Source organism: Alteraurantiacibacter aestuarii (assembly GCF_009827405.1).
In the GTDB taxonomy this organism is placed as follows: domain Bacteria; phylum Pseudomonadota; class Alphaproteobacteria; order Sphingomonadales; family Sphingomonadaceae; genus Alteraurantiacibacter; species Alteraurantiacibacter aestuarii.
This window is the reverse complement of sequence record NZ_WTYY01000003.1, coordinates 283,527-307,280: the sequence shown is the minus strand read 5'-3', so window position 1 is coordinate 307,280 and position 23,754 is coordinate 283,527. Positions and strand designations below refer to the sequence as shown.

At 59.7% G+C, this 23,754-nt stretch carries 20 protein-coding genes; 14 read left to right on the top strand and 6 right to left on the bottom strand.

The features are described 5' to 3' along the window. The first annotated feature begins 39 nt into the window (after positions 1-39). Together holA and GRI32_RS06815 are read left to right on the top strand one after the other, a co-directional pair. Positions 40-1,074 carry a DNA polymerase III subunit delta gene (gene holA / locus GRI32_RS06820; RefSeq protein WP_160590655.1) on the top strand — a complete coding sequence of 345 codons (1,035 nt, stop codon included), beginning with the start codon at positions 40-42 and terminating at the stop codon, positions 1,072-1,074. Positions 1,075-1,347: 273 nt separating this feature from the next. Next, complete coding sequence (locus GRI32_RS06815) at positions 1,348-2,652, top strand: exopolysaccharide biosynthesis polyprenyl glycosylphosphotransferase (RefSeq protein WP_160590654.1); 1,305 nt, start codon at positions 1,348-1,350, stop codon at positions 2,650-2,652. A gap of 11 nt (positions 2,653-2,663) precedes the next feature. On the opposite strand, the gene fcl is transcribed toward GRI32_RS06815, so the two are convergent. Further along, on the bottom strand, positions 2,664-3,593 hold the full coding sequence (fcl, locus tag GRI32_RS06810) for a GDP-L-fucose synthase (protein ID WP_160590653.1): 930 nt from the start codon (positions 3,591-3,593) through the stop codon (positions 2,664-2,666). Then, positions 3,593-4,669 carry a GDP-mannose 4,6-dehydratase gene (gene gmd / locus GRI32_RS06805; RefSeq protein WP_160590652.1) on the bottom strand — a complete coding sequence of 359 codons (1,077 nt, stop codon included), beginning with the start codon at positions 4,667-4,669 and terminating at the stop codon, positions 3,593-3,595. Before gmd ends, fcl begins: the two co-directional genes overlap by 1 nt. Before the next feature lie 115 nt (positions 4,670-4,784). Here gmd and GRI32_RS06800 point away from each other — a divergent pair, with 115 nt between their 5' ends. From GRI32_RS06800 to GRI32_RS06790, 3 genes are all read left to right on the top strand, one after another. Beyond that, positions 4,785-5,657: an acyltransferase family protein gene (locus tag GRI32_RS06800; RefSeq protein ID WP_160590651.1), complete on the top strand. Its 873-nt coding sequence runs from the start codon at positions 4,785-4,787 to the stop codon at positions 5,655-5,657. Positions 5,658-5,810: 153 nt separating this feature from the next. Continuing rightward, positions 5,811-7,076 (top strand): nucleotide sugar dehydrogenase, encoded by a 1,266-nt coding sequence (locus GRI32_RS06795; RefSeq protein ID WP_160590650.1) that lies wholly within the window; start codon positions 5,811-5,813, stop codon positions 7,074-7,076. Between the two features lie 11 nt (positions 7,077-7,087). Then, complete coding sequence (locus GRI32_RS06790; protein ID WP_337190177.1) at positions 7,088-8,326, top strand: glycosyltransferase family 4 protein; 1,239 nt, start codon at positions 7,088-7,090, stop codon at positions 8,324-8,326. Here GRI32_RS06790 and GRI32_RS06785 read toward each other — a convergent pair. After that, positions 8,299-8,877 (bottom strand): hypothetical protein, encoded by a 579-nt coding sequence (locus GRI32_RS06785; RefSeq protein ID WP_160590649.1) that lies wholly within the window; start codon positions 8,875-8,877, stop codon positions 8,299-8,301. The genes GRI32_RS06790 and GRI32_RS06785 overlap by 28 nt on opposite strands. Before the next feature lie 369 nt (positions 8,878-9,246). Here GRI32_RS06785 and GRI32_RS06780 point away from each other — a divergent pair, with 369 nt between their 5' ends. The 5 genes from GRI32_RS06780 to GRI32_RS06760 all read left to right on the top strand — a co-directional run bounded on the left by GRI32_RS06780 (position 9,247) and on the right by GRI32_RS06760 (position 15,765). Continuing rightward, complete coding sequence (locus GRI32_RS06780) at positions 9,247-9,849, top strand: polysaccharide biosynthesis/export family protein (protein ID WP_337190176.1); 603 nt, start codon at positions 9,247-9,249, stop codon at positions 9,847-9,849. Between the two features lie 14 nt (positions 9,850-9,863). Continuing rightward, a complete protein-coding gene (locus GRI32_RS06775) occupies positions 9,864-12,038 on the top strand; it encodes a GumC family protein (RefSeq protein ID WP_237437428.1) in 2,175 nt (724 codons plus the stop codon). Between the two features lie 165 nt (positions 12,039-12,203). Next, positions 12,204-13,436 carry a glycosyltransferase gene (locus GRI32_RS06770; protein ID WP_160590646.1) on the top strand — a complete coding sequence of 411 codons (1,233 nt, stop codon included), beginning with the start codon at positions 12,204-12,206 and terminating at the stop codon, positions 13,434-13,436. 55 nt (positions 13,437-13,491) lie between these two features. Beyond that, entirely contained in the window at positions 13,492-14,880 is a 1,389-nt protein-coding gene (locus tag GRI32_RS06765) for an O-antigen ligase family protein (RefSeq protein WP_160590645.1), read from the top strand. A 3-nt stretch (positions 14,881-14,883) separates the two neighbouring features. After that, positions 14,884-15,765, top strand: a complete 882-nt coding sequence (locus GRI32_RS06760) for a DUF6492 family protein (RefSeq protein WP_160590644.1) — start codon at positions 14,884-14,886, stop codon at positions 15,763-15,765. Between the two features lie 88 nt (positions 15,766-15,853). Here GRI32_RS06760 and GRI32_RS06755 read toward each other — a convergent pair whose 3' ends face one another. Next, a complete protein-coding gene (locus GRI32_RS06755; protein ID WP_160590643.1) occupies positions 15,854-16,516 on the bottom strand; it encodes a class I SAM-dependent methyltransferase in 663 nt (220 codons plus the stop codon). Between the two features lie 113 nt (positions 16,517-16,629). Between GRI32_RS06755 and GRI32_RS06750 the strand changes: the two genes are divergently transcribed. After that, complete coding sequence (locus tag GRI32_RS06750; protein ID WP_160590642.1) at positions 16,630-17,670, top strand: glycosyltransferase; 1,041 nt, start codon at positions 16,630-16,632, stop codon at positions 17,668-17,670. Positions 17,671-17,734: 64 nt separating this feature from the next. Here GRI32_RS06750 and GRI32_RS06745 read toward each other — a convergent pair whose 3' ends face one another. Next, complete coding sequence (locus GRI32_RS06745; protein ID WP_202385972.1) at positions 17,735-18,157, bottom strand: acyltransferase; 423 nt, start codon at positions 18,155-18,157, stop codon at positions 17,735-17,737. Positions 18,158-18,523: 366 nt separating this feature from the next. Between GRI32_RS06745 and GRI32_RS06740 the strand changes: the two genes are divergently transcribed. Both GRI32_RS06740 and GRI32_RS06735 read left to right on the top strand, forming a co-directional pair. After that, positions 18,524-18,793 (top strand): spike base protein, RCAP_Rcc01079 family, encoded by a 270-nt coding sequence (locus GRI32_RS06740; RefSeq protein ID WP_160590641.1) that lies wholly within the window; start codon positions 18,524-18,526, stop codon positions 18,791-18,793. A 77-nt stretch (positions 18,794-18,870) separates the two neighbouring features. Continuing rightward, a complete protein-coding gene (locus GRI32_RS06735) occupies positions 18,871-20,847 on the top strand; it encodes a hypothetical protein (RefSeq protein ID WP_160590640.1) in 1,977 nt (658 codons plus the stop codon). A 53-nt stretch (positions 20,848-20,900) separates the two neighbouring features. On the opposite strand, the gene GRI32_RS06730 is transcribed toward GRI32_RS06735, so the two are convergent. Beyond that, positions 20,901-22,394, bottom strand: a complete 1,494-nt coding sequence (locus tag GRI32_RS06730) for a flippase (RefSeq protein WP_160590639.1) — start codon at positions 22,392-22,394, stop codon at positions 20,901-20,903. A 164-nt stretch (positions 22,395-22,558) separates the two neighbouring features. Between GRI32_RS06730 and GRI32_RS06725 the strand changes: the two genes are divergently transcribed. Next, positions 22,559-23,584: a class I SAM-dependent methyltransferase gene (locus GRI32_RS06725; protein ID WP_160590638.1), complete on the top strand. Its 1,026-nt coding sequence runs from the start codon at positions 22,559-22,561 to the stop codon at positions 23,582-23,584. Positions 23,585-23,754: the final 170 nt, after the last annotated feature.

The following is a 23,754-nucleotide window of genomic DNA, read 5'->3' as shown; positions in this document are numbered from 1 at the left end:
TGGGCGTGAAGGTGTTTCAGCTGTGAAGGTGTTTCAGGCATGAAGGCAACCCAGCGTGATTTCCTGGCAGTGGCGCAGCGCGCAGCCGGGAATTGCGCGATTGCCTTCTTCTGTGGCCCGGATGAAGCCGGGGCCTCTGCCGCCGCGGCCAGAATGGTCGCCATGCTGCCCGATCCCGGAGAACGAATCGAGCTGAGCGGGGGGGATCTGCGGTCCGATCCGGTGCGCCTGGTGGACGAGGCGAGGTCAACATCGCTGTTCGGCACAACGCGCCACATCATGGTGCGCGCAGCGGGGGAGGAGACGCATGATGCGATCAAGTCCTTCCTCGAAATGGCCGATCTGGGAGAGACCAGCGGCGCCTGCCCGATCTTCATCGTCGCCACATCGGCAACCGACAAATCGCGTTCCGCCAAGCTCCTGATCGGCCGCGATGATGGGCTGGTGGCGATGTTCTATGCGCCCGATCTTCGCACCGTTACGGCAGAGGTGCGCACCATGGCCGATGCGGCAGGCCTGCGGCTGGGCGGCGATCTGGCCGAACAGATTGCCCGCGCCGCCGGGCTGGATGTGCGGCTGGCGCAATCGGAAGTCGACAAGCTGGCGCTGTTTCTTGACGCATCGCCGCAGTCGCCCAAGCTGGCCGATGGTGAAGCTTTTGAGCTGATTGGCGCCAGGACCGAGGAAGACGGCTTCATGCCGCTGGTCAACGCCGTCCTTTCCGGCGAAGTGCGCAAGCTGCCGGCCGAACTTGAGCGAATGCAGCACGTCGGGCTCAATCCCGTGGGCGTGGCGCTGGCGCTGGAACGGCGCGCGGCGCAGCTGGCGTCGCTGGCCGCCAAGCTGGAGCCGGGCAGCGATATCGGCGCAGTGCTTGACCGTCAGCGTGTGTTCTTTCGGGACAAGCGGGATTTGAGTGTTCAGCTGCGGCGCTGGCCCAGTAAGAAGCTGGAACGACTGGTGCCGCGACTGGCGGATATGCATGCTGCATTGCTTGGCAACAGCCAGAACGCGGATCTGATCCTTCGTCAGTCACTTACCCAGATCGCCAGGTTCGCCGCGCCACACCGCTGATCATTCTTTCGCATTTGCAATATTGCAGATGCAATATCGGCTGGTCTGCAATAGTTGTCGCTGGTATAGGTATTACTCCGTAGCCATACTGCTCTGGGGGTATCGACGGAAGTAATGGATATTTCAGCCGCACAGACCCAGGCTACACAAGCCGATGCTGCGCTGACGGCAGAGGATATATCCGCTTTTGTCCCGTCGGATGAGAGGCGCCTGCCGCGCCCACCCAAAAACGGCCTTGCCTCCTCGCTGGAACGTCGACGGCTGCAGGTCTATATGGTCCAGCTTCTGGCCGATGTTTTCATCATGCTGGGCTGCTTTGCGCTGGCGGTGGAGATTTACGAAACCAACGGGCTGAACAACGATGCGATGCTCGCCGCATATCTGCTTCTGCCGCTGTTCCAGACGATTGCATTCTACAACGCAACCTATTCGCGCGGCGGCCTGACGGAGTGGCGCAAATCGAGCGCGCGGGCGATTGGCGCCATGCTGATATCGGCATTGCTGCTCAATTTCTTCGCATTCTTTGCCAAGATGAATGCCGAGTTTTCCCGCGTCGTATTTGCCGCAGGGATGATGCTGACCGCGATTGGCATGACGGCGTTCCGCTATGGCGTGTCGCGCTGGATCACCAGCCGCTGGGGGCCCAGCGCCACCAACCGCCTGCTGATCGAAGCGGGCGGGCCGCAGGTCAACATCCCGCACCTTTACCGCGTGCGGGCCGATGAGCATGGCCTCAGCCCCGATATTACCGATCCGGTCGCGCTGGATCGCCTGGCGAAATATCTGCAAAACATGGACGAGGTGATCGTCAGCTGCAAGATTTCGGAGCGGCTTGGCTGGGCCGAGGTGCTCAAGGGGTCGGGCATCCATGGCGAGGTGATCAGCGAATTCGCGCGGGAAATTGGCGCACTCGGGGTGATCCATCACGATCAGGCGCAGGTTTCCGCCTTGCTGGTCTCGTCCGGACATCTGGGCTTGCGTTCGCGCGCAACCAAGCGTGCATTCGACGTGATCTCTTCCCTGCTTGGCCTGATTCTCCTGTCGCCGCTGATGCTGCTGTGCGCGCTGGCCATCAAGCTGGAAGATGGCGGCCCTGTGTTCTTCATGCAGAGGCGCATGGGGCGCGGCAACCAGTTTTTCGACATCTTCAAATTTCGCAGCATGCGCGAGGCAAAGGCCGATGCCGATGGCGCGCTCTCAGCCTCCAGGGATGATGACCGGGTCACCCGCATCGGCCGCATCATGCGGCGCACCAGCCTGGATGAGCTGCCACAGCTGATCAACGTCCTGCGCGGAGACATGAGCATAGTCGGCCCTCGTCCGCATGCGCTGGGATCGCTGGCCGGCAAGAAGATGTTCTGGCAGGTCGATCGCAAGTACTGGCAGCGCCATTCGCTGCGCCCCGGTATCACCGGCCTGGCGCAGGTTCGCGGCTTTCGCGGCGCGACGGATCGCGAAGTCGACCTGGCCAACCGCCTGCAGGCCGACCTTGAATATATGAACAGCTGGAGCCTGTGGGGCGATGTGAAGATCGTCCTCTCCACCCTCAGCGTGCTGGTGCACCACCGCGCTTTCTAGGACCCGACCCCTCAGGCCTGCTGCTCCAGAAAGGCGCGATAGGCATCCTCGATCCCGGCGCGCAGGGAAATGCGCGGAGCCCAGCCCATCTTTGCGATCCTGTCACCGCTCATCAATTTGCGCGGTGTGCCATCGGGCTTGCTGGTATCCTTGGTGATCTGGCCTTCAAATCCGACCACGTCACACACCAGCTGCGCCAGTTCGATGATCGGCAGGTCCTTGCCCGATCCCAGGTTGATGTGCTCCTCGCCGGAATAATTCTTCAGCAGGAAGATGCAGCCATCGGCCAGATCGTCCACATGCAGGAATTCGCGCCGCGGCGTTCCGCTGCCCCAGATCTCGATTGAAGGTGCGCCCGCCACCTTTGCCTCATGCGCCTTGCGGATCAGGGCGGGCAGCACATGGCTGGAGGTGAGGTCGAAATTATCGCCCGGGCCATACAGGTTGGTGGGCATGGCGCTGATGAAATCGCAGCCATATTCCCGCCGGTAGGCCTGACACAGCTTGATCCCGGCGATCTTGGCGATCGCATACCATTCATTGGTCGGTTCCAGCGGGCCGGTCAGCAAGGCCTCTTCCGGGATCGGCTGCGGCGCCATGCGGGGATAGATGCAGGATGAGCCGAGGAAGAGCAGTTTCTGCGCGCCGCTGCGATGGGCGGCATCGATGACATTCGCCTCTATCATCAGGTTGTCATAGAGGAACTGCGCCGGATAGCTGTCATTGGCCAGAATGCCGCCGACCTTTGCCGCAGCGACCACCACCGTATCGGGCCGGTTGGCGGCAAACCATTCGCGCACCGCCGCCTGCTCGCGCAGGTCGACCTCGCGCGGAGATGTCAGCAGCTCGCAGTTTTCCTGTGCCAGCCGCCGCACGATGGCCGATCCCACCATCCCGCGATGCCCGGCGACATAGACGCGCTTACCGGCCAGCTGATACATCAGTCATACTCGGCAATGGGGGCCTCACGCATGATCTGCAGATCTGCCTCGACCATTTCGCGGGCCAGTTCCCTGACCGAAGTCTCATGCCGCCAGCCGAGCTTCTGGTGCGCCTTGGACGGATCGCCGATCAGCAGTTCAACCTCGGTCGGGCGGAAATAGCGCGGATCGATCTCTATCAGCAGTCGGCCATCGCCCAGCGCATAGCCCTTCTCGTCCACGCCCTCCCCGCGAAATTCGATGGGAATGCCCGCGTCCTCGAACGCCCAGCGCACGAAATCGCGCACATAGGTGGTCTCTCCGGTTGCCAGCACAAAGTCGTCCGGCTCATCCTGCTGCATCATCATCCACATGCCGCGGACATATTCCCTGGCATGTCCCCAGTCGCGCCGGGCATCGAGATTGCCGAGGTAGAGCTTTTCCTGCCGCCCGAGACTGATTGCCGCCGCCGCGCGGGTGATCTTGCGGGTCACGAATGTCTCTCCGCGCAGCGGGCTTTCATGGTTGAACAGGATGCCGTTGCTGGCATGCATGCCATAGGCCTCGCGGTAATTCACCGTGATCCAGTAGGCATAAAGCTTGGCCGCCCCATAGGGTGAGCGCGGATAGAACGGCGTGGTCTCTCGCTGCGGCACTTCCTGCACCAGCCCGTACAGCTCCGATGTCGATGCCTGATAGAAGCGGCAGCTCTTTTCCAACCCCAGAATACGCATGGCCTCCAGCAGCCGCAGAGTGCCGATGGCATCGGCGTTGGCAGTGTATTCGGGGGTTTCGAAGCTGACTGCCACATGGCTCTGCGCGGCTAGGTTATAGATCTCGGTCGGCTGCACTTCCTGCACGATGCGGATCAGATTGGTGGAATCGGTCAGGTCGCCATAATGCAGGTGGAAGCGCTGGTTATCGACATGGGGGTCCTGATAGATATCCTCGATCCGGCCGGTGTTGAAAGAGGAAGACCGGCGCTTGAGGCCGTGCACCTCATAACCCTTTTCAAGCAGCAGATGCGCAAGATAGGCACCGTCCTGACCGGTCACGCCCGTGATCAGCGCGCGCTTGCCATTTCCACTGTTGCTCATTCCATACTCCACAAAACCCGCACCGCGCCTAAGCCAGCGGGCTGCATGGTGGCAAGATGTTACTCAATGTAAACGCGAAGCTGCTCGATTCGCTGAATTTCGAAAGGACCAGTCCATGGCCGCGAAGACACGCAATCAGAATGTCGAACTGCTCCGCATCGCTGCTGCCTTCGGCATCGTCCAGTTTCATGCAGGCGCGCCAGGTGCGGAGGTTGGCTATGCCGGACTGATCGTATTCGTCGCGATGTCCTGCCTGTTTGAAGCGTCAAGCGGGGATCGGAAGTCCGGTGCGGGCACTCTTGCCCAGAAGCTGCTGGTGCCCTGGGCGTTCTGGCTGGTGATTTATGGCGTGCTGAATCTGGTTGTGAAGGGCCGTGCCCTCGATCCCGATCTTCCACCGCTGAACGCGGTTCTCATGGGTACAGGAGCTCATCTGTGGTTCCTGCCGTTTATCTTCACCGTGCTTGTGCTGGTGGGATCGATAAAACGAGCCATCAGCGCGCGGACCATGTTGCTGGCCTCCGTGCTGCTGGCGCTGGTTTCGCTGGCCACGGTTCCCTGGTGGCGATCGGCGATGAACGGCTTCGATGCACCTGTGCCCCAGTGGATTCACGCCATGCCGGCGGTGTTCATCGGTCTGGCGCTCGGGTCCGCGATGGCGGCAGGCAGGACGCGCCCGACCTATCTGGTTCTGGCACTGGCCCTGTTGCTGAGCGCCTTGTGGCAGGTCCCCGGCGTCAGCACTGTCTATCTGGTTGGCGGCGGGTCGCTGATCGCGGCGCTGGTGTTGCCGCAGCTGCGCCTGAACGTTCGCCCGATCTCGGATTGCATGTACGGGGTCTATCTGGTCCACCTGCTCGCGCTCGCCGTCTTCAACCGCATTCTGGGGGAGCATCAGCTGCTGACCGTATGTGCCACGTTTCTGGCATCGCTCGCCGGGGTGTGGTTTGCGCGCAAGTACATTCGCCCGGCGCAAAGAGTGCTTTGACAGTCCTTTCCGGGGCCAGTCCTTGCCGGGCGACCCGGCATTATTGTGCGGTGCAATAAAACCTTGCGGAACCTACGTACAAGACCGTAGAAGATCGCCTGCGGGGCGTTTCAGGCCGCGCGCTATGCCGGATTATCCGGGCGCGGAGATATCTTGAAAATAGCAATTTTCGGAATGGGTTACGTTGGCTGCACAGCGGCCGGCTGCATCACCAGCCAGGGGCATACCGTCGTTGGAATCGACGTGAGCGAGGGCAAGGTCGCCGCGATCAATGCCGGGCAATCGCCCGTCCGCGAACCGGGCCTGGACGAGCTGATGGCCAAGGCCCGGCGCGAAGGACGGCTTTACGCCCTGCGCGATGCCGGGGCAGAGCTGGATGACTGCGATATTGCGATCATTTGCGTGGGCACGCCCAGCGGTGTGGATGGCGCACACAACATGAGCTATATCGCGCAGGTCACCCGCTCGATCGCCGCCGCGCTCAAGGCTGACCGTGCCACTCCGCTGACGGTGGCCTATCGCTCCACCATGCGGCCGGGCACGATGGAGCAGATCATTCTGCCGATCTTTCAGGCCCGGTTCGGCGATGCGGTGGGGCAGGTGGTGGAACTGGTCTACAATCCCGAATTCCTGCGCGAAGCGACCGCCATCGCCGATTATTTCGATCCGCCCAAGATCGTGCTCGGCACGCTGGACGGGACCCCTTCTGCAAACATGGAAAAGCTCCATGAAGGGATCGATGCGCCGGTCTTCCATGTTGGCATTCGCGAAGCCGAAGTGACCAAGTTCGTCGATAACACCTGGCATGCGGTGAAGGTCGCCTTCGCCAATGAGATCGGCCGCGTGTGCCAGAACCTCGATATCTCGGCGCAGCAGGTGCACCAGATTTTCGTCAGCGATACCAAGCTCAACATCTCGCCCTATTACACGCGTCCGGGCGGGGCATTTGGCGGATCGTGCCTGCCAAAGGACGTGCGCGCCCTGCAATATATCGCCGCTGACATCGGCGCCAACACGCATCTGGTGGATTCGCTGCTGCGCAGTAATGAAGCGCATAAGCACCATCAGTTCCAGAAGGCGACGCAGGGTCTTGAACCGGGCGCAAAAGTGCTGCTGGCCGGCCTGTCGTTCAAGGCCGAGACGGATGATCTGCGCGAAAGTCCGGCGGTGGACATGGCGCGCAAGCTGATCGATGCAGGCTTCGACCTCGATGTGTATGATCCGGGGCTGAAGCCGGAAATGCTGGTGGGGCAGAACCTTGGCTATGCCTTTGCCTTCCTGCCCTCGATAGAGAACCTGCTGGTGGACAAGGCGCAGGCAGAGAGCGGCGCCTATGCGCGCATCATCGCCACCAACCGGCTGATCGATACGCTGGATACAGGCGCAACGCCGGTCATCAATCTGAGTGTCATCGCTTGACCGGTGGGGCTGTGACTGGCGACGATTTTGAATTCCCCACGCATATTGAGGGGCAGCCGCTGGCCGGCAAAAGTGTCCTGATCGTGGTGGAGAACCTGCCCCTGCCGTTTGATCGCCGCGTGTGGCAGGAAGCGCGCACGCTGAAAGCGGCCGGGGCGACGGTGTCGGTCATCTGCCCCACCGGCAAGGGCTATGAAAAGCGCTACGAGGAAATCGAAGGCGTCCACATCCACCGCCATCCGCTGCCGATAGAGGCTGAAGGGGCGCTGGGTTTCCTGCTGGAATATGGCGCGGCGCTGTTCTGGGAAACGGTGCTGGCGTGGACAATCTACTTCAAGCGCGGGATCGATGTGATCCAGGGCTGCAATCCGCCCGACCTGATCTTTCTGGTGGCGCTGCCGTTCAAGCTGCTGGGCGTGAAATACATCTTCGATCACCACGATATCAATCCAGAGCTTTACGAAGCGAAGTTTGGCAGGCGCGGCTTTTTCTGGAAACTGATGGTGCTGTTCGAAAAGCTGAACTTCAAATCGGCGGATGTCTCGATGGCCACCAACCAGTCCTATCGCAAGATTGCGATAGAGCGCGGCGGAATGGACCCGGACAAGGTCTTTGTGGTGCGTTCAGGTCCCGATCTGTCCCGTCTCAAGCGCGTTGAGCCGGTCGATAGCTGGAAGCGCGGCAAGCGCTTCATGGTGGGCTATGTCGGCGTGATGGGGGATCAGGAAGGCATCGACCTGCTGATCGATTGTGCCGAGTGGCTGGTGCGCGAAAAGGGCCGCACGGACATCCAGTTTACGCTTGTGGGCGGCGGTCCCAGCCTGGAGAAACTCAAGGCCCTGGTGCGTGAAAAGCAGCTGGAGGAATGGGTCCATTTCACCGGCCGCGCGCCCGATCAGGACCTGTTCGAAGTGCTCTCCACAATGGACATCGGCGTCAACCCGGACCGCGTCAATGCGATGAATGACAAGTCGACCATGAACAAGATCATGGAATACATGTCTCTGGGCAAAGCCATGGTTCAGTTCGACGTGACCGAGGGGCGCTTTTCCGCCCAGGACGCATCACTCTATGCCAGGGCGAACGATCCGGTCGATATGGCCGAAAAAATCGTCCAATTGCTGGATGATCCCGCGCAGCGCGACGCGATGGGCAGTTTTGGCCGCAAGCGCGTGCAGGAAGAACTCAGCTGGCTGCATCAGGTCGATCCGCTGATCGCAGCCTATCGCCGCGCCCTTCGCCGCCCCTGAGTGCGCCTCGCGTCAGCGTGCGCGCCTCTTTTGCAGTGCAATATGTACAGGATGGCGGCGCCACCGATGGTCAGCGTAAGTCCGATATCGATTAGCCAGTTGAGGCGCAGCGGTCCTGCGTAAAGCAGGCGGTCGGTAAGGTGTAGCGACACGATCCGCAGGCCGAACAGCGGAACAAATCCAAGCATTGCCAGCTGCGCGATGACCGTTTGGCTCAGCTCTTTCCCCTGCCGTTGCCATCGCTTTACCAGATAGAAAGCCGCCACAAGTCCTGCCGCCGCAAGGACGACCACAATTGCCGTCAATGGCGCCTGATATTCCCAGCGATGGCCATACTCGCCATTTGCCTTGATCATTACGCGCAGGAACTGCCGAATGCGATCCTCGGCATTGGTCAGCCTCATCGCTGCCAGCAAAAGCATGAAAATTGAGGCAAAAATCCACGCGGCACCGTCTTTCCAGGGGCGCTTGCCAAAATGCCCGGCGAGCGCCGCGCCCATGGCCGCCAGGGCCACTGCTGCGTACAGCCCCACGGCGATCAGACCTAACATGGCGTTCGCACTCCTTCAAAAATCCGGCCATCATGCCATCAGCCCAAACTGACATCCGGGTGAGATACGGTACTCAAATGCACAATATCGTCGATCCAATGTCGGATCGAAGGATAGAACTGATGACATTTTGCTGCAATGCACCAAAATAGGCCGCAATCGCACAATACGGGTTGTTGCCCAGGAACTCTACCGCTAAGCCAAGGCAGTTCAAACCAGTTTGATACGGGGCAGAGCGTGATCGAATTACCGCAGATTAGGCTTTCGAAACGACTGGGTTCCATGATGGCCGGGCTCGGCGCAATCCTGTTGATTGGCGGCTGCGGCGGGGGCCCGCAAATCTCCCCTGGCATCGCATCCACCACCCCTGTGACTGCTTTGGGGCAGACGGGCTATTCGGCCGATGTTGCATCAGACTATATTCTCAGGCCGGCGGACGTCATCAGCATTACTGTCTTCCGTGAGGAAGATTTGTCACTCGATTCCATGCCGCTTTCGGCTGACGGAAAAGTCTCACTGCCACTTGTAGGTGCCGTTGATGCGGCGGGGCTGACGGCGCACCAGCTGGAACAGCGGGTGGAACAGCTTCTGGGTGCACGTTTCCTTCGCGATCCCAACGTTTCGGTCAACGTGCTGAAATATGGCTCGCACATGGTCACGGTGGAGGGCGCGGTAACGCGGGCCGGGTTGTTCGAATTCCAGCCCGGCACTCGCCTGTCTGGCGCCATTGCGCTGGCCGCGGGCACATCGCGCGTGGCCGATGCCAATAATCTGGCGGTATTCCGGCGCACGCCCGAAGGCCTGATGGTCGCCAAGTTCGATTATGCTGCGGTGCAATCGGGCACCATGCTTGACCCGGTCTTGCAGCCTGGTGACCGAATAGTGGTGGGCACGGACGGGCTCTCGCAACTCTGGCAGGATGCGCTGCGCGCGCTTCCGGTGTTCGCCATTTTCACCAACATGAATATTTGAGGCACCAAGGAGCCATGATGCAGGAATATGCTCCCGGCCAAGGCCATGCCAATGCGGGTCGATCTGAAGAGTTTGCTGCGGCACAGCCGGCGCTGGCTCAAATCAATCTCGCGGACATTCGCGGAATATTCTGGCGCCAGCGCTATGTGCTCATCGGGGTCGTCGCCCTCGTTATGCTGGGGGCCTTTGTCTACACCCTGCTCACACCGGCGACCTACCGCGCATCTGTCACCATGCAGATCGAACCCAATCAGCAGGCCATCATTGAAGGGCAGGAGCTGACTGGAACGAGCATCGCGTCGAACGATATCACCCGGTACATGGAGACGATGGCGGCGGTTATTCGCAGCCGGAATGTCGGCATGGCGGTTGTCGACGAACTGGGGCTGACCAGCAACCAGAGCTTCATGGAATCTGTGCTGGACGAGGGTGTCACAGTAGCCTCCGGCGATATGGCGAAGGACGCGGCTGTCGAGACGATAATGTCCGAAGTCGAGGTCGCTGTGCCGCTTGAAAACCGGGTGATGACGATCAGTTACACCTCGCGCGATCCCGCAATCGCGGCGCAGATCGCCAATGGTTATGCCGACGCGTTCCTCGCTTACGATCTCACCCGGTCGATGGCGGCCAACCAGTACGCCCGCGAATATCTTCAGGAACAGATCGTAAGTGTGCGCGAGCAGCTGCAGGATGCCGAGCAGCGCGCCAATAATTATGCGCGCAACAACCGTATATTTGGCTCGCCAGCATCCGATGATGGGGAAGGCCCCGCCGCGTCGACCGTCTCCGCCTCCAACCTGTCCGCAGCCAATACGGTATATGCCCAGACCCGGTCTGCCCGGATCGCCGCGCAACAGCGCTGGCTGGCAATTGCCAATGTCCCTGCCGGGCAGCTTCCCGAGATTCAGCAGAACGCCACCGTTTTGTCCCTGCAGGCGCAGCGGGCAGAGCTGCTCAGCCAGCTTACAACTCTGCGTGAGCGCTATCGCGATGACTATCCCGAGGTGCGGGAGCTTATTGTACGGACCGAAGTTCTCCAGCAACAGATCGACAGTGCCGCGGCTGACATCAAGGCCGGTATCCGTCGGCAGTACGAAATCGCCCAGCGGCAAGAGTCCGCGCTTGGGGGCGAGCTGGAGCGGGTTGCCGGTCTGACGCTCGATGAGCAGGATAGCCGCGTTGCCTATAACGTCATCGAACGCGAGGTGCAGTCCTATCGCGATCAAATGGCGGCACTGCTGGATCGTTTCAACGATATCTCCGCCGCGTCAAACATTCAGGCGCGCGAGGCGACAATCCTCGATCGGGCAATGGTGCCTGGGGCACCTTCGGCACCGAACCTGAGCCAGAATCTGCTGGTGGCCCTGATCCTGGGAATTGGTCTTGCCGTGGTTGTCGCAATCCTGCGCGAATTCCTCGATGACCGACTGCGCAACATCGAGGATGTCGAGCGCAAGCTGGGTCTGCGCCCGCTGGGCACTACCCCGGACGTTTCCGGCGACGTGCAGGAGGCGGTCACGGATACATTCAGCCCGCTCAGCGAGTCTTATGCCTCGCTCCGGGCGACGCTGGATTATGCGATCAGGGACATTCCCCATCCTGTTATCCTGGTCACCAGCGGGCAGGCGGTTGAAGGCAAGACCACCAGCTCAACCGCGCTCGCCCGCAAATATGCCGGTATCGGCAAGCGGGTGTTGCTGGTCGATATGGATTTGCGGCGTCCCGCTGTGGCCAAGGTGTTTGATCTGCCACGCCGTGACGCTGGCGTGGTCGAAGTGATCTACGGCAACGCTTCGCTCGACCAGACCGTGGTGAAGGACGTCGTCAAGAACCTTGATATCCTGCCAATCGGCACTCTTCCGTCCAATCCGATCGAGATACTTTCGTCGGGTCTGACTGGCGAATTCCTGGATAAATGTCGGCAGGCCTATGATGTCATCATTCTCGACGGCTCGCCGATCCTGGGGATCGCCGATGCACCCTTGCTGTCGCGTTATGTCGATGGCGTTGTCGTTGTCGTGGAGGCCAACAACATTCACAGCAGGCAGGCGCGCGCCGCTATCCGCCGCCTGAATGACGCCAGGGCACCCATTCTTGGTGCATTGCTGACCAAATATCGGGCGCTGGATGCTGGCGATAATTACGCGTACCAGTACGAATATTACAGCTACGGCAAGGCTGGCGACTAGCGTGCAGCTGGCTGCCGCAAGTCATCCTCGGGATATCCGATCGGGACGGGCGGCCATGCTCCACGAGGTGAAGGCGAGAGCCTGTTCGATACTGCGCGGGGAGGGCACTGATGCCGGATCCCAGCCGCCGCAGATCGACGCTCTCCATGCTCACGGGGGTTCAAGATGAACGCCCTGGATGCGTTCAGCGTCCTCAAGCCCGCTGATGACCGGCCGTCAGGCTCCAGAATCCTTCATATTTCGGCCGATTTTCCGGATCCGATCGAGGAATCCAAGACCAAAGCGGTGCGATGGCTGGTTGATCTGACACAACACCAGTTTCAGCACGAGGTGATCTCTCTGAACAGGGTCAGCCCAGCTCTTCTCCCTTTCGCTGCCCGCACGCTGGCCCATTGGGGCCGCCCGCCCTGCCGGGTCGAACAGCATGACTTTCCCTACGGCAAGTGCCTGAGATATCAGGCGCCCGCGCGCGGTATCTACCACCAGACATGCCTGCTGGACCTCGCCGAGAGGATTTGCGCACAACAGCAGGCCGGTCCGGTCCCGGACCTGGTGATAGGTCACAAGCTGACCGTGGAAGGCATCGTTGCCCGGCACGTTGCAGAACGTCTCGGGCGGCCGTTCGCAGTGGGGATCATGGGCGACACGGACCTCAAGATCCTCAAGGCGCGCCCGGACCTTGCCGGGACGTTTGCGCGCATTTTCCATGAAGCCGCTGTGGTCTTTCCGCTGGCCCCGTGGACGCTTACCGCATTCGAACAGCAGTTCGGCAAGCGTCACGGCCCGGTCCAGATGTTGCCCTGCGCAACCGACATTGACCGCCCGATGGACCCGCAATTGGGCGGCGATGGCTTCGTTTCGGTCTTCCATCTCAGAAGCCACGTCCGCAAGAACCTCAAAGGCATGGTCGCAGCCATGCAATTGCTGTCGGACGTGGGGCCGAAAACCCGTCTTTCCGTGCGAGGCGGCGGTAGCCCGCGTCAGGTTGAGCTGTGCCGCAAGGCCGCGAAGAACCTGCCCAATATCACCTTCGATGGGCCGATAGGGCGCGAGGAACTCGGGCCTTTTCTCAACGGGTTTGCGGGTTTTCTCCTGCCCTCGTTGCGAGAGAGCTTCGGAATGGTGTTTGTGGAGGCGCTTTTCGCCGGCCTGCCGGTGATTTATCCGCGCGGGGCCGCGATTGACGGCTATTTTGAAGGCTGCAATTTCGCTATTGCAGCAGATGCAGGCGATCCTGCGTCGATCGCCGCGGCTATGCGCACCATTATTGACCACCAGGCTGAACTCAAAGGGGAATTGGCACAATGGCAGCAATCGCCAGCAGCGCGCCGATTTACCCGTGCGCAGATCGGCCAGTCCTTCGCCGCTGCGGTCACTCAGGCAGTGATGGCACGATGAGCAGGCTTCGAGACCTCCCCTCGCCTTCCGGGCATCAGGCTTGGCAGGCGGCGCAATGAGCAACGGGGCAATGAACAGCAGGCCAATGAGCGGCGGGGCGAGCAACAACGGAGCAGTGGCAGCCAGGCCCGCCATTGGCAGGAAAATCAGGGAGCGGATTCCGGCACGCCTGTGGCCGGCAATTCTTGTTGGTTACAGCTGCCTGTTGCCCAAGGAAATGAGTGTCGATGTTGTCGGCGCAAACCTGTTCCCATGGCGGGTCATGATGATACTCGTCCTGCCCTGGGTCATTCGCTCCCTTATCAAGGACCCGGTCCGCTTCTCGATCGTCGATCTGTTTGCGGGTCTCGCAAGCCTGTGGTTCGTGCTGTCGCTGCTTGTCATGGATACCGTGGAAGACGCGCTGATCGTCGGGGTGTCCCAGCTGATCGACCTTGCCTTCGCCTATATAGCCGGCCGTGCAGCGATCCGCAGCTACCACGATTTCCGGACATTTTTCGCCTGTCTTATACCAGGACTTCTGGCGGTCGCGGCTATTCTTGCGGCAGAGAGCATAGCCAATCGCACCTTGTTACGGCCATTTGTGGGGGAATTGTTCGGCAACCTCCCGGCATATTTCTACAGCAAGCCGCGTTTCGGATTGACGCGCGCCATGGGGCCCTTCGCACACCCGATCGTGGCAGGCGTCATCATGTCTTCGTTGATACCGCTGGCATGGTTTGGCGCGCGCAACAATCGGGTTCGAGTGCTCGGTTTGATAGCGGCCGCATGTGGTATCTTCACCTTCAGTTCCGCAGCGGTTTTGGCTGCCATCCTGGGCGTGGGGTTGATTTCGCTACTGCTCATCCGTCGTCATTTTCAGATTCCTGCCCTGACGATTGCGGCGTTTTACATCATGCTGATGCTCTTGCTGACCAGTGTTGTATCCGAGAGTGGTATTCTGTCGGTCGCTATCCGCTATCTGACGCTTGACCCCGGCAGCGGCTATTACCGACTGCTGATCTGGAATTATGCTGGCGCGGAAGCCTTGAACAATCCAATCTTTGGAATAGGCGTGCGTGACTGGCATCGACCGGACTGGATGTTCGATCCGACCATTGACGCATTCTGGCTCGCCATCACGATGCGTCATGGCTTTCCTCTCGGCTTTGCGGTGCTGATGGTGGTATTCGGCGGCATCTTCGAGGCTGTGAAGAACAATTCCAACGTATCCAGTGAGGATCGCAACACCGGATATGCAACCGCAATCGCTTTGACAGCCTTCGCCTTTTGCGGGGTCACTGTGCACATCTGGGAAGGCGTCGTCAGCTGGATGTACCTTCTTGCAGGCCTGTCAGTGAGTCTGGGGACCCAGCGGGTTCGGTCACTGCCAATCAGAAACGGCGCGGAGCCTTCGGGGGCTTCGCCAGCATATGCCAGCACCCGAATTGCTGGCAGGGTTTAGCAGATGGCCAAGGACTTTTCCCTGCTCACCAAGACCTTCCGGAATGATCTTCCCGAATTCGAGAAACTATGTGCAACGATAGATGAGCACATGCCCGATCGCCGGCATTATGTCCTCATCGACCACAGCGATCTGGAACTGTTCAGCCGCTTCAAGTCCGAGCGCCGGATCATCGTCGATTGCAGCGAACTTCTGCCGGGATTCCATGAGTTCGAATTCATGGGCAGGAGGCTGTGGTGGGCTCCGCCTGCCAAACTCGTCCGCGGATGGATCTATCAGCAGTTGGCGAAGATACAGTTCGTCGCCCGGTGCACGGAAGATGCCATCGTGCTGGTCGACAGTGACGCCCAGTTCCTGCGTCCGGTAGAAGACCGGCATGTGTTTGACGGTGACCGGGTGATCCTGTTCCACAATCCGGACAATCCTTCGGGCGGCGTGGCGCAATCGGACAAGTGGCACAATATCGGCCTGCGCTCATTCGGGCTGCCGGAAACCGGCTACACGGGCTTTGACTATATCTCGCAGGCGGTGGTGTGGTCGCCGGAAATTGTCCGGGCGATGATCAGGCGCATTGAAAACGTCAGCGGTTCGCAATGGGTCAAGGCGCTGATCGGGCGGTTTCGGTTCTCCGAATATGTTCTTTACGGTGTGTTCTGCGAGCAGGTTCCCGGTCCGCATCAGGCCATGGTGGCGCCAACCGATCGCGAGATTTGCCATTGTTCCTGGCATCACGATCTCTCAACACCAGCCGGTGTGGAGGACTTCATCGCCGGGTTCAGCGATCACCATGTGGCGATATTGATCCAGTCCAACCTGCATATGCCTGCGGCGGAGCGTGACCGGATTTTTGAACGCTTTTCCGCTAACGAATCGGCTCAAGGCTAACGTCAGGCAGAGTTGGCGTCAGGCAGAGATAACGTCAGGCGAACCCGGAAGCTCTGGCCTGCCACAGTAGGCATCACTGCAAGGACGATCACTCCGCCGGAACTGAAACCCGCCAGGGGGTGGAACCGGATGAACCGGTCTCATCTGCAGAAGCCGAAGCCCTGGCAACGCAGAACAACGATTCACCAAGCGTCCTGGGGCCGAAAGCTGCTCGCATCGGCAACCAGATCGGGGCAGTCAGCATCCGGCGCATGGGGGTGGCGAACGAGCCTGCCGTGGTGGTTTCAATACAGTCGAAGCCGCACTCGGCAGTCATCAGCGGAAGCTGCCCTTCCTGGATCGGCGAAATATGCCGCTGGCTGCGATAGTTACGCTCTCCGAAGCCCCACAGATTGCCGGTCAGCGCAAACTTTATGCGACCTTCGAAGAAGGCGATGTTGGGTGTGGAGATCACCACGTGGCCGCCATCCTTCAGCAACTTGCGGCATTGCTTCAGGAAAGCCCGCGGATCGTCGAGATGCTCGATCACCTCGCAGGCGACAATTGCATCGAAATTGCGTTCGGAGATTGCCTCGGAAAAATCCTCATTGAAATCGCAGGCCCAGTGGTCGTCGACCTTTTCAGTCAGGTGATTGGCCAGATCGGCAGCCAGAAGGCGGGTATATCCGTTGGCCCTCAGCCGGGAAATCAACGCCCCTGTGTAAGCCCCCAGATCCAGAATCTTGGCGTCCAGCGGAACGTGCTGGAGCATCAGCTCGGCAATTTTCTGATGCGTTCCAGGCGCCGCCGCCACGCGATGATTGCCGTAGGTTTCGTTAGGTTTCCTGAACAAATCCACTACTCCGATCGTTACCGGTCACCATAGTGTGTTTTTGCACTGCACAAAACTCTTCAGTTGCTGCACTGCAAAATAAATCCTACGAGCGCGTCCATCGTGCAGCCGCATTAGAGGTTCCACAAGGAATGACCGAAGCCGGTATCGATGTCAGCATCCTGATTGTAGGCTACAACTCCCTCAAGCATCTTGAGGAGTGCCTTGGATCGATACCGCAAGCAGCCGCCAGCTATTCTTGCGAAGTTCTGTTCGTAAACAATGGTACGGACAATTCCGAAGCATTTATTGCCCGCCGCTTCCCCGATGTGCGCGTCTTGCAAAGCCGTGGGAACGTCGGCTTCGCGCAGGCCAACAATTATCTGGCAGCGCAGGCCCGTGGACAATGGCTGCTGCTGCTCAACCCCGATACACGCCTGTGCGAAGGCGCGATCGACACCCTCCTCCAAACGGCGGAGCGGCACAGTGATTATGCTGTGTTCGGCGGCATGCGTCTGACCGATGACGGCCAGCCGCAGACGCTGACCGCGCTGGAATTCCCGACCATCGGCAGTCTTTGGCAAGGCGTGATCGGCCGCGCGTCATCGGCACGAATGGGTATGACCAAAGACGAAATCGCCGAGGTCGACGCAGTGAGCGGCGAATTCCTGCTCGTCCGCTCCGCACTTTGGCAACAGCTTGGCGGGATGGACAACGCCTTCTTCCTTTACGCGGAAGAGATGGACTTCTGCTGGCGCGTCAAATCGGGGGGCGGCAAGGTCGGCTTCGTTCCGGGCAGCTGCATCTACCACGATGTGGGGAGCGGGGAGAGTTTCTCCGCATTGCGGATGGTCTTCCAGTTCACCGGCAACGCGCACTTCTATCGCAAGCATTATTCGGGCGCCTATGCCTTTGCCTGCCTGGCCACCTTGTGGCTGGTCGCTCTTACGCGCCTGGCCGGCGGTGTGTTGATGTCCTGGCGCAAGCCGAAATATGCCCGGATGGCGCGCGGCTTCAGGCAAGTCGGCCTGCAGCCATGGATCTGGATGCGCGGCTATGTCACCTCGGCTGATCCGCGCAGGACCAGTTCATAGGCGGTGTGCCCTTGCGCCGGGGGAACCCGCGCATGGGACTGGCAGGCGTGCTTCGAAGATCGGTCTATTCAGGCTGCGCAAGCTGGCGCTGGCTGACGATCCGGCCAGGTGATCCCGCGACGATGGCCATCGGCGGAATATCGCCCTTCACAACGGCCCCGGCCGCGATAATCGCCCCGTCACCGATCCGCGTACCCGGAAGCACAACCGCGCGCGTGGCCAGCCAGACATCATTGCCGATGATCACATCACCTTCGGTCATCGGCTGATCTGTAATCGGCGCGCCATCGTTGTAATTATACGTTGCGGCGGTCAGCATGACTTCGGGACCGAACAGCACATCATTGCCGATGATGATCCGGCCAGACCCCGGCCCCGCCCAAAGATGACAACGCGATCCGATTCTGACGCGGTCTCCGATTTCTATCCGTTCGGCATGGGAGAATACCGCGTCGGGGCTGATGCGCGGTGTGCTGCCAAGCTGCATGACGCGCAAAGGGCGGACGTGCATATAATTGTAATAATTCACAAATTTGAACAGGTGCAGCCATGCGCGCGGATCGATAACGGATTCTACCAGTTGCCACAGCCGCTGCCGCCTGGAGAGATTTACCTTTTGAACCGGCGCATCCATCGCGTTACCTTCGGTGCTAGCTGGGGGACGTGCTACACGGGTAATGCATTCGCCGGTCAAGCGTCCATACTCCGCGGCCAACAATCGCCAATATGGCAAATAGCGGATGGCGGGCGGGACTGGCTTCATGTCACAAATTGTTCATATTTTGTTCTTTCCTACAGTCAGAGACCACTCATAAGCGCCATGTCCTATCTGATTCACAAGAAGGAGCAGGACATGTTCAAAGACACTTTCCGCAACTCGGTCGATTCTCCGATGGCGCCAGCCGAAAGGTGCTTTCCGATCACCCCCGATGACAACGTCGACATCGATTTTGCGACCAAGGCGCTTTATGTTGGCACCGGCGGAGATGTAACTCTGGTCCCGGTGCGCGGGGAGAATCCCGTGACATTTCGCAATCTTCCCTCGGGAGCCATCCTGGACGTGCGGGTCCGTGCGGTGAAGGCGACCGACACAACGGCAGCTGATATCGTGGGCCTCGCCTGATGGGTGGTTTCGGGTTTGGCTTCGGTTCCCAGGGCCGGGTGCGCATGCACGTGCATCCTGGGTCTGGCGGAGGGGGAGTGCCCGAAGGGCAGCCCATGCTCTCCACCATCTCCCCTTCCGGCGCGTGGACCGGCACGGCGGGCAGCGGCTTTGTGGCCGCTCCGGCCGATCCGGTGCGCACCACGGCCAAGCCGGTCTGCCGCCTGCTGGTTCCACCAAACCAGTATTTCACCGACGAGTTGACCGTTGGCGTGATCGCGGCGGCAAATCACAACGGGTCTTTGCTCGCCAATCTCGGCCTGGTGAAGGTCGTCGCCCATTTCGAGGGCGCCAGCGTCGACATTATGGCGCCCAGCTTCCACACTTTCGCCGATGCCAATGGCAAGCCGGTTACCTATTTCGGCTGGTGGGTAAGTCTGAAGAAGCCGGTGGGGGTGGCAGGCCATGCCAATCTCTATTTCGAGGCTGTGCCCAAAGACGCGACGATGCAGCACCGCGTCATGGGGCCATATCAGTTCAGCCCGCAGGCTGCGTTGCATGACAGATATTACACCATTCAGCCGTCGCTGCCGAATGACATCCCCAATGGCCGTTTCATGGATTTCAACCAGCTCTTCTACAACATGGCAAACAATGCCTCATTGAGGGGGCAGAATCCCCATGTCCAGATACTGGAAGCGGGAACCTATGATCTGCCAACCTGGATGGGCACGTATCAGGGGCAGGGGTATCTGACGATTGAAGCGGATGTGCCTGTGACGATTGGCCGCGCGTCATCTGGCCTCATGCGCCCACGCTGGGACGGTATTCACTTCAAGGGCGAAAACATCACGCTCGACATGGTGAATATCCAGCAGCTTTACCACGAAGGCTCGGCCCGCAGGCACTGGCTGGACGGGATCACGATCACTGACAGCGCGGGCAATTACTACCTCGTCAACAAGGGCCAGAAGATTTCCACCGGCGTTCGTTATGGCGGCATTTTCACCGAATGCGACATCAGCAACGTGCAGGATTATTGCAATGGTTCAACGCTGGTGCGCGGGTGCCATATCCATGACGGCTGCCGAGATGTGATGAGCGATGCCACGTGCATGGTGGACAACACCATCACCAACTGGACCAGCAAGGAATGGCGCGAGGAAGTCCCCGCCCTGAGTGTGCAATATACCGGCGCAGGAGCCACCGCCACGCTGGCGCTTTCGGGCGCCAATGACGCAATTTCCCGCACCTTCACTGCCAAGGTGGGCGGCGTGTCCGTTGGCACCTATGTGGTGGTCAACAACAACCCGGCGGGCAATTATGACGTGTCTGACGTGGTCGCGTGGCTGAACGGCCTGACTGACTGGACCGCCACCACGCTGGACGATACCCGCCGCGCCACCGCGCTGGGCAAGGCTGGATCTGCGGGCGCGGCCTTTGGCGATACGGACGTGAAAACCGCGCCGTTGACGCTGATTGCAATGTTCGATCAGCACTCCGATCTTTGGCAGAGCGGCACGTCGCTGGACAATATCGTAATGTGGGGCCTGCGCTGCTGGGACATGGGAACGCAGAACATCTACATGGGTTCCGCATCCGGCATGAGGGACGTTCTGGTGGCCAACAACAGCTTCCACCTTGACCCGACAAACCCCGAAGCGACGGTGATTTTCCACCAGCTGTCCGGCGCACAGAGCCACTTCATGGTGGCGCATAATTCCAGCGCCAACCAGGCGATGTATCTGCGCGTCGATATTACCGGCTCGTTCAAATACAACCCCGATGGCTATTGCCTGATGAGCAACAACGTGTTCCCCGGCTTCGTGGTGAGCGGGACGCCCGATGCCGATCTGGTGATGGCCGATAACCATATGCATGGCGGGGCAGGCATACCAGACGGGGCGACAGGGACGACTACTGGCGGCACCGCTGCCAGCCTGTTTGCCGATGCCGCGAATGGCGACTTCACCCCGGCGGGCGAGTTGCTGACCAATCTGAAAGTGCCAATCCTGAAAATCGACCTGGTTGGCAGTGACCGCGGCGCAACGGCAGCAGCCGGAGCGTTGAGGTAGTCAGGACGTAGATGGATCGGGCAGGGTGGCGCGCGGATTGATCAATCGGCGTGTTATCCTGCCCCGTCAGGCGTTGCGTCGCCCTTCCTGGCAAACGGCGGCATGTACCGGGCAAACTTGCTCGCCGCGATGCTTTGGCGGATGGCATCGGGCATCTGCAGCAGGGTGACAAGCACAGCCAGACTGCCCAGAACCACCCCGATGAACAGGTTGGGGAACCAGTCTTGCGTTTCGGCGCAAAGTGCCAGTGCGATCGCCACCAGACCGCCGGGCGCCGCCAGCTTGCGCAACATCGGGGCGGTCAGCAGGCGGGCCTTGTACAACAGCACGATGCAATCGAGGGCGCAGCGCAGCGCGAACGCAATGGCGGCGCCGGCCAGGCCGAAAGATGTTCCCAGGAAATACAGCAGCAGGAAATAGGCGGGCAATTCGCAGACGTGCAGGATTGCGGTGAAGCGCGGATTTCCGCGCGCCTGAAGGAAAGTATAAGGGACATTCGCCAGCGCGTTGACCCAGAAGCCCACCAGAACGATCTGGCCGATCAGGATTGATCGCAGATCGAGGTTGTCGCCCAGCCACAGCTTCATCAACGGGCCGGCAAGGCAGATCAGCCCGATGATGATCGGCGCATAAAGCTGACCGATGAAAACCAGCGAAGTGCGCGACAGTTCGATTGATTCCCCATGTTCCTGGGCGGCCATTCGCGGGAACAGCGCCTGAATGATGCCATAGGGGAAGATCATCGTGCGAAGGGCAATCTGGAAGGGCACGGAATAGGCGACGACCGCTGCCGCGCCCATGACCGCGCCAATCACGAAGCGATCGGAGATCGTCATCAGCGGGCCAACGAATGCCGTCACCATGATCCACGCGCCAAAACCCGCAAGGCGGCGAAATTCGTCTTTTGAAGGCGCGATGGACTCACCCTTCAGGAAGGTTTTCCAGACGCCGAACGACACCATTGCCAGGCCCAGCAGTCGCCCGACGAGCGCGGAGCCGATCAGATATTTGAGCTCGTGACTGAACTGCCATGCCACCACCAGGGGGAGGATCTGTGAAGCGGCATTGCTGAAGGTGTTGCCAAGCGAGACGAGCTTGAACCTCTCCAGACCGGTCAGCGCGCCAGACACCACCCCGGCAATGGCGATCAACGGCACGCACAAGGCCAGCAACCACAGCGAATCCAGCAATTCGGCGCGCAGGACCTCATCGACCTTGAACAACTCGCTGAAGAACAGGCTGGACATGGCATAGATCAGCGCTGCGCCGACAAAGCCGAAAGCCGCGACGCTGAACAGGGCGGACCAGACTGCCCGCGCCATGCCGCTGCGGTCATCCTTCGCCATGGCGCCGATGCGCTGGGCAATCGCCCGGCCGATCCCGAAATCGGCCTGACCGAAGTATCCCAGCAGCAGCCAGGCGATCATCAGCGCGCCATATCGATCATTGCCGATCATGTTGATGTAGATCGGCACGGTCGCAATGCCGATGACAATGGCCAGACATGCGGGAAGAAAGCTCAGCAAGCTGTTGGTGGCGATTTTCATTCGATCTCCAGACTTCGCATCCGCAGCTTGTTCAAGAGCCGGTTCCGGCTCCGGCCATCGCCCGCTGCCTGCTCTTGGATGCAGCCAACGACAAGCAGAAATTGGTTGGCATCTCCAGTACGCGCCTTTAGAGATGCTGCAATGCAACATGAGACGCCAATAAAATGACGCCTTCTGGATCGGAAGAAAGAATTGGCGCGAGGGAGGCCAGTTTCGAAAGTGTCGAAGCCTGTCCTTTTTGTCGCAGCACAAGTCATTCTGCCGATGTCAGTGATGTAGCGGACTATTTCTTCGCCACTTACGATGGAACCAGCGATTTCGCGCGCTGCTCCGATTGTGGGAGCCTGTGGCAGCAAAAACGACTGGTGCCGCACCTGCTGGCCCAGACCTACAAGAATTATTATACTCATGAACTTCCCTCGGCTGAGCCGGATCAGGTCAAATCTGGTGGTTTGAAGGAGGCTTTGCGCGAATGTTACGTTCGCTGGCGTTTCGCGAACAGCGCGCGCATGGCCGACGTTCTGGGGGCAATATCCTATCGACTCGTCGCCCGTGAACTGGACAGATTGGATGTCCGGTACAGATATACGCCAAGAGGCCCCGCTAAAATTCTCGACTATGGATGCGGGAATGGTGACTGGCTCAGAATTATGCGCGGCATGGGGCATGATGTTAGCGGCGTCGATTTTGACCTCGCTGCAATCGCAGTTGCGGCGCAAAGCGAGATCCCTGTTTTTACTCCTGATCAAGCGGCGGAATTGGACTGGTCCGAGAAGTTCGACGCTGTAACATTGAGCCATGTGATCGAACATGTGCCTGACCCCCGGGCATTGCTTCAGCAGGTTTATTCCTGGCTCAAGCCGGGCGGCATAATCTATGTTGAAGCGCCGCATGCGAATGCAGAAGGTCTGGCAGTTTTTGGTCGGTACTGGCGCGGCCTCGAAGCGCCACGGCACCTCGCGATTCCAAGCCGGGTCGGACTTTTGACAGCGCTCAAGCATGCTGGATTTGCAAACCCTCAGTCTGCGATTGTGAGGCAGGTCAGATCATGGGTTTGGGAGCGGTCACTTTCTGTCATCAAAGAAGATGAACGAGGTGAGGTTAATGAGCGTTGGCGAGACGCCCAAGAGGAAAATATAGAAAATTCTGAGTATTTGGCATTTGCATTGCAGAAGCCTCAAATAAAGTGATTTGAGGGAGTTTGAGACTTCATTCAGCATCAGTATATTCAAGAATTTTTTCTGCAGGAAACCGATGTTGAAATCGGTAATCTATTTAAAATTTATATCCTAATTTGGGGCTGTTCTAAAATGGATAAAACGCAATTTGTACAAGCGCTTCGAGTTCGGTTGAAGGAGCG

Coding starts and splice junctions, on each gene's coding strand:
- GRI32_RS06800 (WP_160590651.1), top strand. CDS start 4,785: ATGGCCGCGAAGACACGCAATCAGAATGTCGAACTGCTCCGCATCGCT.
- GRI32_RS06730 (WP_160590639.1), bottom strand. CDS start 22,394: ATGAAAATCGCCACCAACAGCTTGCTGAGCTTTCTTCCCGCATGTCTG.
- GRI32_RS06770 (WP_160590646.1), top strand. CDS start 12,204: ATGAACGCCCTGGATGCGTTCAGCGTCCTCAAGCCCGCTGATGACCGG.
- GRI32_RS06785 (WP_160590649.1), bottom strand. CDS start 8,877: ATGTTAGGTCTGATCGCCGTGGGGCTGTACGCAGCAGTGGCCCTGGCG.
- GRI32_RS06740 (WP_160590641.1), top strand. CDS start 18,524: ATGTTCAAAGACACTTTCCGCAACTCGGTCGATTCTCCGATGGCGCCA.
- fcl (WP_160590653.1), bottom strand. CDS start 3,593: ATGTATCAGCTGGCCGGTAAGCGCGTCTATGTCGCCGGGCATCGCGGG.
- GRI32_RS06775 (WP_237437428.1), top strand. CDS start 9,864: ATGATGCAGGAATATGCTCCCGGCCAAGGCCATGCCAATGCGGGTCGA.
- GRI32_RS06815 (WP_160590654.1), top strand. CDS start 1,348: ATGGTCCAGCTTCTGGCCGATGTTTTCATCATGCTGGGCTGCTTTGCG.
- GRI32_RS06760 (WP_160590644.1), top strand. CDS start 14,884: ATGGCCAAGGACTTTTCCCTGCTCACCAAGACCTTCCGGAATGATCTT.
- GRI32_RS06745 (WP_202385972.1), bottom strand. CDS start 18,157: ATGCAGCTTGGCAGCACACCGCGCATCAGCCCCGACGCGGTATTCTCC.
- gmd (WP_160590652.1), bottom strand. CDS start 4,669: ATGAGCAACAGTGGAAATGGCAAGCGCGCGCTGATCACGGGCGTGACC.
- GRI32_RS06755 (WP_160590643.1), bottom strand. CDS start 16,516: ATGCTCCAGCACGTTCCGCTGGACGCCAAGATTCTGGATCTGGGGGCT.
- holA (WP_160590655.1), top strand. CDS start 40: ATGAAGGCAACCCAGCGTGATTTCCTGGCAGTGGCGCAGCGCGCAGCC.
- GRI32_RS06725 (WP_160590638.1), top strand. CDS start 22,559: ATGACGCCTTCTGGATCGGAAGAAAGAATTGGCGCGAGGGAGGCCAGT.
- GRI32_RS06765 (WP_160590645.1), top strand. CDS start 13,492: ATGAGCAACGGGGCAATGAACAGCAGGCCAATGAGCGGCGGGGCGAGC.